The sequence below is a fragment of the Stenotrophomonas hibiscicola ATCC 19867 genome (genome assembly GCF_000382065.1).
GTDB lineage: Bacteria > Pseudomonadota > Gammaproteobacteria > Xanthomonadales > Xanthomonadaceae > Stenotrophomonas > Stenotrophomonas hibiscicola.
Map to the genome: position 1 here is coordinate 352,820 of NZ_KB907499.1, position 15,474 is coordinate 368,293.

Annotated in this window: 16 protein-coding genes; 2 read left to right on the forward strand and 14 right to left on the reverse strand. The window is 68.0% G+C overall.

All coding sequences use genetic code 11. From position 1 onward, the window contains the following. Window positions 1-133 precede the first annotated feature (133 nt). The 14 genes from G370_RS0106470 to G370_RS0106535 form a co-directional block, all read right to left on the reverse strand. Entirely contained in the window at window positions 134-1,324 is a 1,191-nt protein-coding gene (locus G370_RS0106470) for a substrate-binding domain-containing protein (RefSeq protein ID WP_010485337.1), read from the reverse strand. Between the two features lie 254 nt (window positions 1,325-1,578). Next, a complete protein-coding gene (gene gspF, locus G370_RS0106475) occupies window positions 1,579-2,778 on the reverse strand; it encodes a type II secretion system inner membrane protein GspF (protein WP_019659862.1) in 1,200 nt (399 codons plus the stop codon). A gap of 7 nt (window positions 2,779-2,785) precedes the next feature. Beyond that, window positions 2,786-4,219 (reverse strand): type II secretion system ATPase GspE, encoded by a 1,434-nt coding sequence (gene gspE / locus G370_RS0106480; protein WP_019659863.1) that lies wholly within the window; start codon window positions 4,217-4,219, stop codon window positions 2,786-2,788. Beyond that, window positions 4,216-6,597, reverse strand: coding sequence for a type II secretion system secretin GspD (gene gspD / locus G370_RS0106485; protein WP_019659864.1), 2,382 nt, complete (start codon window positions 6,595-6,597; stop codon window positions 4,216-4,218). The genes gspE and gspD overlap by 4 nt, the downstream gene beginning before the upstream one ends. Then, on the reverse strand, window positions 6,594-7,121 hold the full coding sequence (gene gspM, locus G370_RS0106490; RefSeq protein WP_019659865.1) for a type II secretion system protein GspM: 528 nt from the start codon (window positions 7,119-7,121) through the stop codon (window positions 6,594-6,596). The genes gspD and gspM overlap by 4 nt, the downstream gene beginning before the upstream one ends. Then, complete coding sequence (gene gspL, locus G370_RS0106495) at window positions 7,118-8,281, reverse strand: type II secretion system protein GspL (protein ID WP_019659866.1); 1,164 nt, start codon at window positions 8,279-8,281, stop codon at window positions 7,118-7,120. Before gspL ends, gspM begins: the two co-directional genes overlap by 4 nt. After that, complete coding sequence (gspK, locus tag G370_RS0106500) at window positions 8,278-9,183, reverse strand: type II secretion system minor pseudopilin GspK (RefSeq protein ID WP_032955269.1); 906 nt, start codon at window positions 9,181-9,183, stop codon at window positions 8,278-8,280. Before gspK ends, gspL begins: the two co-directional genes overlap by 4 nt. A gap of 9 nt (window positions 9,184-9,192) precedes the next feature. Then, on the reverse strand, window positions 9,193-9,630 hold the full coding sequence (gene gspG / locus G370_RS0106505; protein WP_019337773.1) for a type II secretion system major pseudopilin GspG: 438 nt from the start codon (window positions 9,628-9,630) through the stop codon (window positions 9,193-9,195). 57 nt (window positions 9,631-9,687) lie between these two features. Then, complete coding sequence (locus G370_RS0106510) at window positions 9,688-10,272, reverse strand: hypothetical protein (RefSeq protein WP_019659868.1); 585 nt, start codon at window positions 10,270-10,272, stop codon at window positions 9,688-9,690. 120 nt (window positions 10,273-10,392) lie between these two features. Then, the gene (locus G370_RS0106515) at window positions 10,393-10,944 is read right to left on the reverse strand and encodes a hypothetical protein (RefSeq protein WP_019659869.1); all 552 of its coding nucleotides are present in this window, start codon (window positions 10,942-10,944) and stop codon (window positions 10,393-10,395) included. 58 nt (window positions 10,945-11,002) lie between these two features. Beyond that, window positions 11,003-11,983, reverse strand: a complete 981-nt coding sequence (locus tag G370_RS0106520) for a FecR family protein (RefSeq protein WP_019659870.1) — start codon at window positions 11,981-11,983, stop codon at window positions 11,003-11,005. Window positions 11,984-12,052: 69 nt separating this feature from the next. Further along, window positions 12,053-12,583, reverse strand: coding sequence for an RNA polymerase sigma factor (locus tag G370_RS0106525; protein WP_026347004.1), 531 nt, complete (start codon window positions 12,581-12,583; stop codon window positions 12,053-12,055). Window positions 12,584-12,599: 16 nt separating this feature from the next. Beyond that, window positions 12,600-13,280, reverse strand: coding sequence for an STN domain-containing protein (locus G370_RS0106530; RefSeq protein WP_019659872.1), 681 nt, complete (start codon window positions 13,278-13,280; stop codon window positions 12,600-12,602). A 519-nt stretch (window positions 13,281-13,799) separates the two neighbouring features. Then, window positions 13,800-14,264: an Lrp/AsnC family transcriptional regulator gene (locus G370_RS0106535; protein WP_005413654.1), complete on the reverse strand. Its 465-nt coding sequence runs from the start codon at window positions 14,262-14,264 to the stop codon at window positions 13,800-13,802. Between the two features lie 127 nt (window positions 14,265-14,391). Between G370_RS0106535 and G370_RS0106540 the strand changes: the two genes are divergently transcribed. Both G370_RS0106540 and G370_RS0106545 read left to right on the forward strand, forming a co-directional pair. Beyond that, the gene (locus tag G370_RS0106540) at window positions 14,392-15,123 is read left to right on the forward strand and encodes an AzlC family ABC transporter permease (protein WP_019659873.1); all 732 of its coding nucleotides are present in this window, start codon (window positions 14,392-14,394) and stop codon (window positions 15,121-15,123) included. Further along, entirely contained in the window at window positions 15,120-15,434 is a 315-nt protein-coding gene (locus G370_RS0106545; RefSeq protein WP_019659874.1) for an AzlD family protein, read from the forward strand. Before G370_RS0106540 ends, G370_RS0106545 begins: the two co-directional genes overlap by 4 nt. Window positions 15,435-15,474 lie beyond the last annotated feature (40 nt).

Consider the following 15,474-nt stretch of genomic DNA (forward strand, 5'->3'; position numbering starts at 1 on the left):
TGCACCTCATAGACGGTGGCGGCGGCGTGAAGGCGACAGGCGCATCACTGTCATGCAGCGGACATACGCAGAAGGCGCCGGCATTGCTGCCGGCGCCCTTGTACGTTTCCTGCAACTACCAAAGCAATCGCAGTTACAGCGGACGGCCGATGCCCGAGCAGGTGCTGGGGTTGTTCACGGCCCCGGCGTTGGTGGCGGTCGCAAAGCGGGTGCGGATCGCATCACGCCAGGCCTTGGTCAGCGGGATGAACTTGTGCGCGCGGATGGCGGCGTCGTTCGGGCCCTGCTCCACGCCGTTGATCACCGTGCTGCCGTAGTGGCGGGTCAGGAAGCCGCGGATGTTGGCGCCCACGGTGCCGTTCTTGTAGCACTGGCCGAACACGAAGTTGGTGTAGCCCGCGATCGGGTAGCCCGCGTTCGGGTTGCCGAACACCGGCACCCAGTTGGCCGGGTTCTCAGCGGCGGCATCGGTCGGCGGAGCGACGGTTTCCAAGGTCGCCTGCACGCTCACTTCGTCCGGCGAGAAACCCTTGACCTTGGCGACCTTGGTGGCGTCGGTCAGGCTCGGGATCACGTCCGGGCCGACGTAGCCGATGCGGCCATCGGCAGCGTACACGGCGTTGTACACCGAGGTGCCGCCGGTGGCCGGGGCAGCGACGAAGTTCGACGGAACCGTGGTGAACAGGTTGGCGAAGGTCGACTGCACCGAGAAAGCCGGCACGCCATTGGTCAGCTTCAGCGCGGTACCGGAGACGTCGGCCGGCTTGCAGGCGCTGGTCAGGAAGCGGGCCAGCAGCTCGGTGGTACCGCTGCTCTCGCCACGGTAGACCACCTGGATGGCACCGCTGCGGGCGCTGTCGATGCTCGACCAGCTGGTGATCTTGCCGGAGAAGATGCCGCAGATCTGGGTCACCGACAGGTCAACGGCCGAACCGGCCTTGTTGAACGGAATCGTGACCGAGGTGGCTACCGACGGGATCTGCACCAGGGCGCCGTAGCGGTTGGCATCGCCGGACACGTTGTAGGTGCTGTTGTAGGTGTTCAGCTCGGTGCTGCTCAGCACCGAATCGCTACCGGCGAAGTGCACGGTACCGGTGGTGGAGAACAGCGCCGAGTTGTTTTCCAGGAAGGCCTTCTTGCCGGTACCCGAGCCGGTCACGGCGTAGCTGAAGTTGGCCGGCAGGATGCTGTCAGCCGAACCCTTGTAGAGGTCGGCCGGCAGCGAGGCGCCGCCGCCGGTGACGGCGGTCTGGGCCGAAGCGGCACCGGCAGTGGCCAGCAGCGCGGTAGCAACCAGCGCGGCCAGGGTCTTGTACTTGTTCATGATCTTCTCCTGAAGGGTTTACTGCGAAGGGAAACACCAAGGGAGGAACGGTCACTACACGCCTGCTGCCGCCGAGGGCCTCCCAGCCCACTCTGCGGCGACGTGTCCATGCTGGTCCGCGCCGATGACAGGCCGCTTAAGAAACCTGTGGAAGATCGGAAAAAGGTGTGGAGGATTGTGTGGAGAATCGAAGGCACGCCGTGCTGCGCGCTCGCCGGGCATGGCCCGGCGCTACCCGTGTTGCGCTTTGCGCATCACTGCACCAGCTGGTTCATTTCCATGATCGGCATCAGCACCGCCAGCACGATCGTCAGCACCACGCCGCCCATCACCAGGATCATGGTCGGTTCCAGCAGGGCGGTCAGCGCCATCGCGCGACGCTCGATCTCGCGTGAGATGGTCTGCGCGGCGCGATCCAGCAGCGGCGCCAGCGAACCGGTCTTCTCGCCACTGGCCACCAGATGCACCAGGATCGGCGGATATACCTTCTGCACCTTCAGCGCAGAGCCAAGCGCGGCACCTTCGCGCACGCGCGCGGACACATCATCGGCACAGCGCGCCAGCAACGCGTTGCCGAGGGTCTGCCGCGCAGCTTCCAACGCGCGCAGCAGCGGCACACCGGCATCCAGCAGGATCGCCAGCGTCGAAGCAAAGCGCGCACTATTCACCCCCAGCACGAAGCGCCCGACCATCGGCACCCGCATGAGCATCGCGTCCCAGCGCAGGCGCAGCTCGGGCCGGCGCAGCGCCAGCCGCCACGCCACCACCAGCGCAGCGATGCCCAGCCCTACCCACACGCCCCAGCTGCGCACGAAGGCGCTGGCCGCCAGCATCACCTGGGTCAGCATCGGCAGCGTCTGCCGCGCCTGCACGAACGCGGTCACCACCTGCGGCACCACGTAGCTGAGCAGGAAAATCACGATCGCCACCGATACCAGGCTGATCGCCGCCGGGTAGATGAAGGCGGTCAGCACCTTGGCCTGCAGCGCGTTGCGCTCTTCGATGTAGTCGGCCAGGCGCTCCATCACTCGCGCCAGGTCGCCGGAGTCTTCGCCTGCCCCCACCAGTGCCCGATAAATCGGTGGGAAATCGCGCGGCCGCGCGGTCAATGCCACGGTCAGGCGCTGTCCGGCACGCACGTCGGCGCGTACCGCGGTGAGTGCCTGGGCCACGTGCGGGCGCTCGGCCTGCTCGATCACCGCACTCAATGCGCCTTCCAACGGCAGGCTGGCGGCCAGCAGACTGGCCAGCTGGCGCGTGGCCCAGGCCAGCTCGCTGGCGGACAGCCGCCGAGCGCCCCAGCCACTGCCGGCACTGCGCGCCGCGCTGACCTGCACAGGCGTCAGCCCACGCCCGCGCAACAGCTGGCGCGCACCGCGCGGGCTGTCGGCATCCAGCTGACCCTTCTCGATGCGGCCCTGCGCGTTGGCAGCCTGGTAGTCGAACAGTGCCATGCAGACCTCAGTCGTCGCCGGTGACGCGCAGGATTTCTTCCAGCGTGGTCACCCCGCTGTCGACCCAGCGCTGGCCGTCCTGTCGCAGGGTCCGCATGCCGGCACGCCGTGCCGCCTCTCGTAGCGCAGGCTCGCCCTGCCCTTCATGGATCAACGCGCGCGCGCGGTCGTCCACCACGAACAACTCATGGATGCCGGTGCGTCCGCGATAGCCGCTGTTGGCGCAGGCCGCGCAGCCCACCGCGCGCCATACGGTGCGACCCTCGCCGTCCACCTCGGCACGACGGCACTGCGTGCACAGCCGCCGCACCAGCCGCTGCGCCAGTACGCCGCGCAACGACGAAGCCAGCAGGAACGGCTCCACGCCCATGTCGGCCAGGCGGGTCACCGCCGAGATCGCATCGTTGGTGTGCAGCGAGGCCAGCACGCCATGCCCGGTCAGCGACGACTGCACCGCAATCTGTGCGGTTTCCAGGTCGCGGATCTCACCAATCATGATCGTGTCCGGATCCTGACGAAGAATCGCGCGCAGCGCGGTGCCAAAGCTCATGCCGATGCGCGCGTTGACCTGGATCTGGCCGATGCCGGCGAAGTCGTACTCCACCGGGTCTTCCACGGTGAGGATGTTGCTGGTGCTGCTGTCGAGCTGGCCCAGTGCGGCGTACAGCGACGTGGTCTTGCCGCTGCCGGTCGGCCCGGTGACCAGCACGATGCCGTGCGGCTGCCGGATCAACCCGGTAAACGTGGCCAGGGTGTCATCGGCCATGCCGAGTCGCTGCAGCTGCAGCCGGCCGGCATCCTTCTCCAGCAGGCGCAGCACAGCACGCTCACCATGCCCCGTCGGCACCGTGGAGACACGGATATCCAGTGGCCGGCCGCCCACACGGATCGCGATGCGCCCGTCCTGCGGCAGGCGCTTCTCGGCGATGTCCAGGTGGGCCATGATCTTGATGCGCGACACCAGCGCCGCATGCAGTGCGCGCCGGGGCTGCACCATGTCGCGCAGCGTGCCGTCCACGCGGTAGCGCACCACCGAATGGGTCTCGAACGGCTCGATGTGCAGATCGCTGGCGCCATCGCGTGCAGCCTGTGCCAGCAGCGCATTGATCATGCGGATCACCGGCGCATCGTCCTGCGCATCCAGCAGATCGGTGACCTCCGGCATGTCCTGCATCAGCCGGTCCAGGTCGACTTCGCTTTCGGCGGCACCGACCACGGCAGCGGCATCACCGCCGTCACGGTACTGCTCACCCAGCCGCTGCTGCCAGGTCGCGGCATCCAGTGTCTGGAACGGCAGCGGTCCATGCCGGCGGCGCAGCTCGGCCACGGCCCACGCCGCGGTGTCGGCGGTGCCAAGCAGCACCGGCTCGCCGCCGGCCTCGGACAGCATCACGCCATGGCTGCGCACCCAGGCGTACGGCAGCGGCGCGGCGGCGCTCACGGCCCAATCACCAGTTCCGGCGTGTAGCCCAGCCCACGCAGCTGCTGCAGTGCCGGGTCCAGCGTTGCCGGATCGCGCGGCAATCGCACGCGCAGGCGCTGCCCGCTCTCGCCCGGCGTCGCTTCGGCATAGGCCTGCAAGCCCAGTGCCCGCACCTGCGCCACGCCCTGGCTGGCACGCGCCGGGTCCAGCCCCTGTGCGAACTGCACCAGCTGAGCATCGCCGTCACCGGCCGGATACAGCGCTGCCAGGCTGGTGTTCTGCAACGGCTGGCCCTGGCCATCGCGCGCATTGCCCTGGCCGAGCACAGACAGGTCCTGCGGCGGCAACTGCGGTGCCGACAGCGCCGGCAACGCCCAGCTCTGCACGGGTTGCGCACCGGCCTGCGCATTGCGCATGTAGTCGTAGCGGTCGCGGGTCAAACGCTGGCCGGCGGCGGGGTCACGCACCACGTGCGGGCGCAGGAACACCATCAGGTTGGTCTTGGAGCGCTTGCGCGTATCACTGCGGAACAGCGCCCCCAGCACCGGGATCCTACCCAGGCCCGGCACCGCATCACGGCCATGGCTGACGTTGTCCTCCAGCAGGCCACCGAGCACCATGATCTGGCCATCATCCAGCAGCACACTGGTATCCAGCGCACGCTTGTTGGTGATGATGCCGGCGGCACTGTTGGCACTCTGCGCGTCGATGCTGCTGACTTCCTGGTAGATGTCCAGCTTCACCGTGCCGCCCTCGGAAATCTGCGGGCGCACCCGCAGCTTCAGGCCCACGTCCTCGCGCACGATGGTCTGGAACGGGTTGTTGCTGCCACCACCGCCGTCGGTGACGTAGCGGCCGCTGACGAACGGCACGGTCTGGCCGACCATGATGCTGGCTGCCTCGTTGTCCAGCGTCATCAGGTTCGGCGTGGACAGGATGTTGGCGCCGCCCTTGCTCTGCAGCGCGTTGGCCAGCGCTTTCATGTTGAGGATCTGGCCGACACCGGGCAGGTTGATGGTGCCGTCGATCACGCCGATCTTCAGGCCATCCTTGGGCAGCACGTCCAGCGTGGTACGCGCGCCGGTATTGAGCCCGCTGCCGCCGGTGGCACCACCGAAGTGGGTGCCACCAAAGGTGCGTCCATTGCCCAGCATCCACTGCACGCCCAGCTCAGCCGCGTCGGTCTGGTTGACCTCCACGATCAGGCTTTCCACCAGCACCTGTGCACGGCGCTGGTCGAGCTGGTCGATCACACGCCGCAGGTTGCGGTACACCGGCTCCGGTGCCGAGATCAGCAGGGTATTGGTGGCCACGTCCGCCTGCACCGAGATGCCGTTCTGGCTGAAGCCGGTGCTTCCCGCATCGATCGGGTCACGGCGGCTCGGGTCCAGGCGCTGCGATTCCAGCGCATTGCCTCCGGTCTTGGCCTGCTGCGGCTGCGACGGCTGCGTTGGCGGGGAACGATTGGCGTCACCCGGCAGTGGCGTGATGCCTTCATTGCTGCCCATCGCTGGTGCATCGCTCTGCCCGGCCACCACGCCACGCAGCACACCGGCCAGCTGGTTGGCCTGGGCATTGCGCAGGTAGACCACATGCAGGTTGCCGGACTCGTCCTGCGCGCGGTCCAGCTTCTCCACCAGCTGACGCGCCAGGCGGGTGCGCCCGGGGCTGCTGGAACGCAGCAGCACGCTGTTGCTGCGCGGGTCAGCCATCACCACCACCTTCTGGGTGGGCTCGGCGCCCTGCGCATCCAGCAGCGGCGCGACCATCGCCGCGACGTCAACGGCAATCCCCTGCTGCAGCTTCACCACATCGGTATCCATGCCGGCCGGTGTATCGACGCTTGCGATCACCCGTGCGATGCGCTCCAGGTTGTCGGCGTAGTCAGTGATCACCAGGGTGTTGTTGCCCGGATTGGCGGTGATCGGATTGTCCGGACTGATCATCGGCCGCAGCACCGCCACCAGCGCGGCTGCGTTCTCGTAGCGCAGCGCGAAGGTGCGGGTGGTCACCTCACCGCCGGCACCACCAGTGCCGACGCGTCCTCCCAACAGCTTGGCATCGGCCTGCGGCACCACCCGGCTGACGCCGCCGTTCTCTACCACGGCGAAGCCACGCATGCGCAGTGCGCCCAGCAGCAACTGGTAGGCCTGGGTACGGCTGACCGGGCCATCGGAAACCACTGTCATCTTGCCGGTCACCCGTGGGTCGACCAGGAACTGGCGGCCGGTGAAGCGTGCGGCCATGCGCAACACGCCACCGATATCGGTGTCGACCAGGTTCAACTGCACCGGCTCATCGCGGGCGTCCTGCGCCAGCACCGACGCCGGTGCGTGGGCCATGCACACGATCAAGGCCAGTGCGGTACTGCAGGCAAGGCTGCGCATCGCCCTCATGGATGGGCACCCACGTTGAGCGCCATCACGATGTTTCCGGAAATCCGTGCCGCCGGCATGTTCGCATCCCCTGTGCGTGTCAGTTGCAGCTGCTGCAGTTCGATGGCCGGATCGGCCAGCACGGGCAGCAGCCAGTTCCACAGCGCGTCAGCGGGCACCGCGTGCACCTGCAGGTGCCAACGCCCGTCGCGCGCTTCGATATGCAGTCCGTCGGCGAGGCCGGCTGACTTGATTCCATCACGCAACCCGGCCATCGTCGGGCGCTGCCCCTGCGTCTGCTGCTGGCGCTCGCGTGCCTGCAGCAGTGGTGCCAGTACACGCGCCTGTGCCTGCAGCCGCGGCAGCTCGGCCTGCCAGTGCGTGCGCTGCTTCAGCAGCGGCTCCAGCCACAACATCCACAGACCCGCCGCGAGCAGCGCCACCACCATCACCCACAGCATCAGCCGGTCGCGCGGTGGCAGGCGTTGCCAGCGCTGCTGCAGGCCTGCCAGTCCCTCGCCCAGTCGCAAGGTTCGGGTGGTCACTGTCCAGCCCCGTTCACCCGCAGGCGTCCACCGGCTTCGCGCGCCAGCTGCAGGCCCTGCGCCTGCACCGCCTGCTGCCAGCGTTCAAGTCGCTGTGGATCATCGGCCAATGCCTGGGCATCGGCATCCAGCTCCATGTCCAGCTGGCCCGGTTGGTAATGCAGGCTGCGCACCTGCCCCGCCAGCTCCGGGACCGCCTGCAGCGTGCTGGCAACCTGGCGCTGCAGCGGCGGCAATGGCGGCGCCGGCGGTGGCACCGCAAGTGCTCGCCTCGCCTGCAACACCGGGTCCACCACATCGGTGACCTCCGGGAAGCGTGCGCTGAACTGGCGTGCCATGTCCTGTTGCAGGGCCTCGCCCTCACTTCGCCACCGCGAGACCTGCAGCTGCAGACCGAGCGCGGCCAGCAACATCGCCGCCAATGCCAGCCCGATCGCAAGCCGCGGCGCTTTCTGGCTCGCCCCGGGCAGCGGCAATGACCAGCCTGGCAAGGGGCCAGAGGCCTGCCGTTCATGGGGGATGGCGGTGGCCGGCAGGCTGTCCGGCCACGTGGGCGGCACACCATCGATCCACTGCACGGCCTGCATGCCGGCCTGTTGCAGGCGCACTGCCAACGCCTGCATCACCGCACAGGCATCACGTCCGCCATACCATTGAACGAAACCCCGGTCGCGCCCGCTGCGTACCAGCAGGTGCTCGCCGCTGACCTGCAGCGTGGCATGACCGTCCTGCCAGGGCAGCAGCAGCGGCGTCGGATACAGCGCCTGCAACCGCAGTGCACACGAAGCCAGCAGCTGCTGCGCCTGCAGGAGCGCCTGCTGGCCCAGCCAGGCCACAGGAACCGTGCCGTCCGTCGCCTGCACACCGTGGGCCAGCGCTACCTCCTGCAGGTCATCCAGCAGCATCGCCTCCACCTCACCCTGCAGCGCCGACTGCAGACGGCGCCCGGACAACGGTGGCAACTGCAGTTCCAGCAGGATCAGGTCGTTCGGATCGAGGCAGGCATGCACCGCAGCCTGCGGATGGCGCAGGCCCAGCGCCGCCAGCGTGTCGCGGCCGTGAGCCAGCACCTCGCCCTTGTGCAGCTGCGCCCAGTCCACCGCGCTGTCGGCGCGCAGACGCTCAAGCGCCGGCAAGCGCACCCGAAGCTGCACGGTCATGCGCCGATCCTCGTCCACACGCGTTGCACACGCACGCCATCGTCGCGGTACTCGCGCCAGAGCAGCGCGCGAAAATCAACCGCGCTGCCGTCAGCCTGCACCTGGCCGACTGCCAGGAACCACTCGCTATGGATACCCAGGGGAAGCACGGCCATCTGTTCGTTGCTCAGTTGAAGTCGATTGGCGATGTCGCCGCGGTTGAGCAGCCAATGACCGCCGTCGCGCTCACCGAGCAGCGCCTGCAGCCGTGCGGGCTCGACCGCAGGCGTCACCGCCTGCAGAACGCTCAGGTCGCTGGTATTGGCGTTGACCAGGGTCTGCGCCGGCAGCACCACGGTGCGTCGCGCCAGCGCCTGCAGTGCCACCGGATCGGCACCGGCCAGTGCCTGCGCGATCAGTGATTCGCGCGGCAGTGGGGCCTGTGCCTGGATGTCACCGTCGCGCAGGCGCGCCTGGATGTGGTCCGCCGCGGATGCGCAGGCACCCTGGCCCAGCCCCTGTGCAGCACACAACGCGATGAACGCGCGCCGCGCCTCGGGGTCCGGCCTGCCATGTGCCAGCAGGTTGCGCAGGTTGAACATCGACTGCGCATCGACCAGTTGCAGCTGCACCGGCAACGGCGCCTGCAGTTCCAACGGGCGCGCCCAGCGCCCGCTGCGCACCGTGGTCAGCTGTTCCTTTACATCCTCACGCAGCTGCTGCGCCGCACGCTCCAGCGTTGCGTCCACCGCCATGCGCACCTGCGCGCGTAGCTGGTCACCACGCAGCGCACGCAACTGGGCCGACTGCCGGGTCAGCAGTGCCGTGGCAATCACCGCCACCAGTGCCACCACAAGCAGGGCGACGATCACCGCCATGCCACGCTGGCGGGTGCACGAGACCGAACGCGTCCGGGCTGTCATCAGCACGCCTCACAGCTGCCAGGAGCCGATATCCGCGTTTCCGGCGTCGCCACCGGGCTTGCTGTCCGCCCCCAGCGAGAACACATCGACGTCGCCATGGGTTCCGGGAATCTGGTACTGGTACGGATGGCCCCACGGGTCATTGGGCAGGCGATCCAGGTACGGCGTCACCGGCAACCCACCGCTGCCCTGCGGCGGCTTCACCAGCGCCTGCAGGCCCTGCTCGGCACTGGGATAGCGACCGTTGTCCAGCTTGAACAGCTTCAAGGCCTGCATCAATGCGGCGATGTCCTGGCGCGCCGCCACCACGCGTGCCTGGTCGGGACGGTCCATCAACCGCGGCACGATCAGCGCGGCGAGGATGCCGATGATCACCACCACCACCATGATCTCGATCAGGCTGAAACCCTTCTGCCGAGCTTTGCGACCACGAACCTGCCTTGCCATTGTTCCGCCCTCGTCATCCTGGAAGAGACCGCTGCGCCATGGTCAGCGGTGCATGTGTCAGTACGATAAACATCCGCCGGCAATTCGCTGCGCGTGTGCCCGTGCGGGCGAACCACGCGCAGCCGGTGCACATGCAGACTCGAACAGATGCCGGGGTACGCTGGCCAGCGCATCGTCGATGCAGCCGCGCAGCAACGGATGCGCGCAGGCCTGCAGCAGCCGCACGCACTGCATCGGAGACCACGCTGTTCCATGATCGAGGCCGATGAACATCCGATAGGCCTGGTGATAGCGCAGGTCGTCGTACACGCGCTGGGCACTATTCAGATCGCGCATGACCACCAGCAGGGCCGCGCGTTGCAGCAGCCGCGCATCGCCTGCATCAAGCGGCAGCGGGCTCATGGCCGCTTCGGGCCAGGGCCGCAGCTGCAGATCGATGGCTTTTCGCAGCGCCACCAGTGGGTGCGCACTACCATCCAGTGCCGCCCAGCGCGCCGCATCTGCCCAGGCATCACTGGACAGCACCCAGACCCAGGAGTGCCCATAGCGCTGCACGTTCAATGGCGTATGCCGCGCCTGCTCCAGTGACTGGCTCAGGTGACGATCCAGCTCCAGCATGCTGATCCTGCGACTGTCTGCCATCGGCGCCGCCCGTGCTCCGCGACGCGTGGTGCGCCGTACTCTGGAGAAGACGTCAGCAAGGCAGGTGAAGCGACAGCGCACATGCAGCTCTGTGCGCTGCGTGGCGCTTCATCGCCAACGTCATCGCAGCGTCATCTGCCTGCAGGCTTCGCGCTCCAGTCGCGGTGCGTCGCCCCCGCAACGGCGCGCCAGTATCGCCACATCGCTGCGCGCGGCGAACGCGGCCAGCGCATCGGTCATCTCCGCGTCATCGCACCATGACCCCATCGCAACGCGCAGCGCCGGCAATTGCCAGCTGTCCATCACACCGTGGGTACCGGCCACGAACCAGTGCCACAGCCGATGGTGCAGCACCTGCTCATGCAGCTGCGCCAGATCCCCGATGCCATGCATGTCCATCAGCAACAGCGCACGAGCAAGCGCTGCAGGCGGCAACGCACCGGTTTCAGCCAGTGGCAACACCTGCTGCTGCAGGCGCAACAGCATCGCCAGCGGGTGCGACTGCGGATCGAAGTCCAGCAGCACCGCCTGTCGCTGCCACTGCGCATCGGACACCACGCACACCCATGGCGAGCCATAGCGATGCACCATCAACGGCCGTCGCTGCGTGGTTTCCAGCAACGCCGACAGATTGCGACGCAGATCTAGCACGCCGATGGTCTCGTTGCGCATCCTTGGCTTCTCCTTGCTTGCAACAGCCCTGCGCGGTGCGCACGGCCAGCGTCTTCATCTATCCAAGGACGGCAATGCCACCCGGAAAGCGACGCAGATCCAGCGACATCGTCAGTCGCAGCTGCTCCAGCGCCGCATCCGGATCATCGATGCGGAAGCGGCCGCTGACCGGGGCACGCGCCAATGCCGATTCGCCCAGCAGTACCTTGCCGCGGCGGTAACGGTTGATCTCCTCCACCACCTCACGCAGCGGTGCGCGGCGGAACACCAGCATGCCCTCCGTCCAGGCACTCACTTCCGACGCCACGGCCTCGGCCACCACACCACCGAGGCGCTCGTCGTACCGGGTCTGCTGGCCCGCCTGCAGCCGCAGCCGGCCCTGCGGATGCTCGATGCGGGCACTGCCCTGCAGGCAGGTCACCCGCACCTGGCCCTGGGTGTTGCGTACGTCCAGGCGCACCGCGCCCTCATCGGCAATCACGCAGCCCGGGCCCGCGAACAACGCCAGGCGCAGACCGGCCTGGGTCTCGATCGCGGCCTGGCCCTGCACCAGCTCGAAGCCTTCGCCCTGCGTGTGCGCGCGGCGGCGCAGGCTGCTCTGCGTATCCAGTTCGATCTTCAGTTGCGGCGAGGGCGCGATCTGCAGTCGCTCACCGGTGCCGGTATGGAAATCGGCTGCCATGGCTGTCACCGAGGGCCACAGGCCCATCGGCGGGCGGATGGCCGCCACCACCACCAGACTGGCCGGGGCGGCAATCGCGGCGCCCAAGAAGGCGCGTCGGCTCCAGCGCTGGGCCGGCGTCGGCGCGACCGGTTGACGCGCGGCGGCGGGCAGCTGCTCGCCGGCCAGCCGCACCTGCTCCCACTGCCGGCGCGCACGTCCGAACGCTTCACGATGACGCGGGTCGGACTCGCACCACGCGCGGAACCGGCGCCCGTCGGCGGCGGTCGCCTCGCCCGAGGTCAGCCGCACCACCCACGCGTGCGCCTGACGCTCGACGGCATCCAGCGGGCGTTGCGGGCGATCGTCAGGATCCATGGGGGCTCATGCCGGACCCGCACGCTGCGGGGTTCTGCTCGGCGTCAAAGTGTAGACGGATGCCGCCGTTCAGAACCGCACCTGGCGCCCCGTTCCGCTGCGCTCGGCCAGATAGTCCTGGGCGGCCTTCAGCTCACGCTGCACCAGCCGCAGCGACACACCGAGGTGATCGGCGACATCGCGCTGCTGCAGGCCGTCGACACGGATCGCCAGCAGGATGCGGCGACGGCGCTCGGGCATGCGCTGCAGCAGGCCGACCATGTCTTCCAGCGCGAAGTCCAGTTCAGCCGCCTGCGCCGGGCCGGGTGCAGGGTCGGCCATGTCCATCAGCGTATCCACCTCCTCCAGGCTCAGCAGGCGGTGGTCAGCACGTTGGCGGTCGATCACGGTATTCATTGCCATGCGCAGCAGATAGGCCGCAGGGTTCTGCACGGCATCCAGGCGGTCACGCCGCGCGCTCAGGCGCATCCACGTGTCCTGCAGCGCGTCGCCGGCCAGCTCCTCCGAGCCCAGCTTGCGCACCAGCCGGCGCTTAAGCTCATCGTAGGCACCCAGAAGGTGGTCCATCAGGTCAACTGCCCCAGCCGTACCGTTGCTCATGTTCGAATCCTTGAAGTCATGGAAGGGGCGCGCGCCCGCCACAGTCGTGGTCGGTGCCGGAAGGTCGGATCTGCAGCGTTACCGGCTGCGGCAGCGCAGCGGCATCGGGTGCCAGCACCAAGTGCTGCAGCGCCTGCAGCAGGCGCGCATCGCGGCGCTCGCTGCCACTGCCTGACAGCAGCTCGGGCGCATGCACCTGGCCCTCGCTGTCGACACGGAAACGCAGCGTCGCGGCATAGCGGCCGGGAGCGATCTCCGGGTCGTCACAGAACACCGCACGCAGCCGCTGCTGCAGCCCACCATAGCGACGTCGACGTTCCGCATCGGCGAGTTCCGCGCCGACACCGGGTTCGGCAGCCAAGGGCGTGTTCCGGCGCAGCACCACACGCTGTTTGCCGATCACCTCGGCCTCGACGCCGGAGTCCTGCAGCAGCGCCTGCAGGGCGGGCAGCGGCGGCAGGCTGGCGCGCAGCGCACGGCTGCTGCGGCCCGCGGCCAGATCGCCCGGGTACATCACGGACCACCCACTGATGACGCTGAAGCGCTCGACCGCCTGTTCCAGTGGCTGCGCAGGGATGTCGTAGGCATGAACACCGTCCTGCCCGGCAGCGGCAAAGGACAGCAGCAGCCATGCCGCGATGGCCACCTTCCAAGTTCTGACCGCATGGTGTCCATTCAGCCCCCTGACGTAGAACACATGACCCTCGGCAGCGACAGCAGCTGCAGTGGACGCGCGCCAAGACCGGAACCCCGGCCCGCGCGCGACCCGCAAGCGGGCTCAAACCGTACCGGGGTCACATGTCATTGCGATGACCGCCGCCTACAGCCGACCTGAAGCCGGTCACCCATCAGGAATCAATAAATCGAACAGACCACCTCATCCACGCCTGGGGTCAGAGCCCGTTGCGCAGCAACGGGATCCGACCCCGTGCCGACCCAGACGTGTCGACCAAGGTCGACACCCACCAAGAGCAGCTCATGCCGCTCCGGCAGATCGTGGAAATCTGTCGAAGGCGGGGTGGGTCCGGTTGCGGGGGCGTGAGCCGCATGTATGCGGCGACCGAGCTTACATGGACGTACTTGCAGCGTCCCCCGCAACCGGACCAACCCCGCCATCCCTCAGCAGGCCCGCTGTTGCTGTTGCTGTTGAGGTTGCCGGCCAGCGGCCGGCACTACCCGCGGGTGCCGGGTGCAACCCGGCCGCAAACCCCATCCCTCAAAGCGGCAGCTGGGTCGTCTGCTTGATCCGCTGCATCGGAATCTCCGTCTTGGTGTTCTGCACCCCGGCGATCCGGTTCAGATGCTGCATCTGGAACTGCCGGTAGGCATCAAGGTCCGCCACCGCCACCCGCAGCAGGAAATCGCAGTCACCGGCCATCAGATGGCATTCCAGCACTTCCGGGAACGACTTGATGCTGTTGATGAAGTGATTGGTGGTGTCCTCGTCCTGCCCCCGCAGCCACACCCGCACGAACACCGTGAAGCCACGGCCCACCTTGGCCTCGTTCAACAAGGCCACATAGCGGTCGATGTAGCCGCCCTCCTCCAGCAACCGCACCCGGCGCAGACAGGCCGACGGCGACAGCCCGACCAGGCGAGCCAGCTCCAGGTTCTGCAGGCGACCGTCGCGCTGCAGGGCGTCGAGGATGCGCCGATCGAGGTTGTCGAGCTGGTACTGCATGGAATTTCACCCGTTTCGCTTCTGGCCGCATGACATATCAATCATCCAGAATCAAGTGGCATCAACGCAACCCGATTTCGTGATTGGACCGCTAGCATGGGCCACCCCCACCTTGTTGTGCCGTTCCATGGACGCCCGTACCACCCTCCCCCCGCCCGCCACCTGCGATACCGCCCCGCGTGCCGAATTCCTGCGCGGCCTGCGCGCCGCCGTGCCGGTGATGATCGGCTTCATTCCGTTTGCCCTGGTGCTCGGTGCGCAGGCGGCCCAGAAGGGCCTGAGCGCACTGGAAGTACCGCTGATGACCGGTCTCAACTTCGCTGGCGGCTCGGAGTTCGCCGCCGTCGAACTGTGGACCTCGCCACCGCACATCGCGCTGATCGTGGCCATCACCGCCCTGGTCAACAGCCGCCACCTGCTGATGGGCGCCAGCCTGGCCCCGCTGCTCCAGCACCTGCCGCGCCGACGCGTGCTGCCGGCCCTGTTCTTCATGTGCGACGAAAGCTGGGCGATGGGCGTGGCCGATGCGCGCCGGCGCGCGCTTGGCTTCAGCCTGGCCTACTACCTGGGCGTGTCGGCAGGCCTGTACACGGTCTGGGTGGCCTGCACCGCACTCGGCGCGATCATCGGGCCGCTGTTGGGCGACATCCACGCCTATGGTTTCGACATGGCCTTCCCCGCCGTGTTCCTGGTGCTGCTGCGCGGCATGTGGCAGGGCATGAAGGCGGCGCGGCCGTGGCTGGTCAGCCTGGTCGTGGCCGCCGCCACTTATCTGCTGGTCCCGGGCGCGTGGTACGTGGCCAGCGGCGCACTGGCCGGCCTGGCCGCAGCTTGGCTGCTGGCGGAGGACGCAGCATGATCTTCAATGGCCTGATCCACTGGACCTCGGTACTGACCATCGTGCTGATGGCCGCTGCCACCTACCTGACCCGCATCGTCGGCTTCCTGGCGTTGCGCAACCGCACCCTGAGCAAACGTGCGGTAACGGTGATGGAAGCCGCGCCGGGCTGCGTGCTGATCTCGGTGATCGCCCCGGACTTCGTTGCCGACAAACCCGCCGACCTGGCCGCGCTGGCCATTACCCTGCTGGCCGCCACGCGGCTGTCGATGCTCCCGACCGTGCTGATCGGCGTGGTCTGGGCGGGTGTGTTGCGCTATCTGATGGGGTAGCTACCGGTACGCCGGGCAACGCCCGGCGCACCGTAGTGGC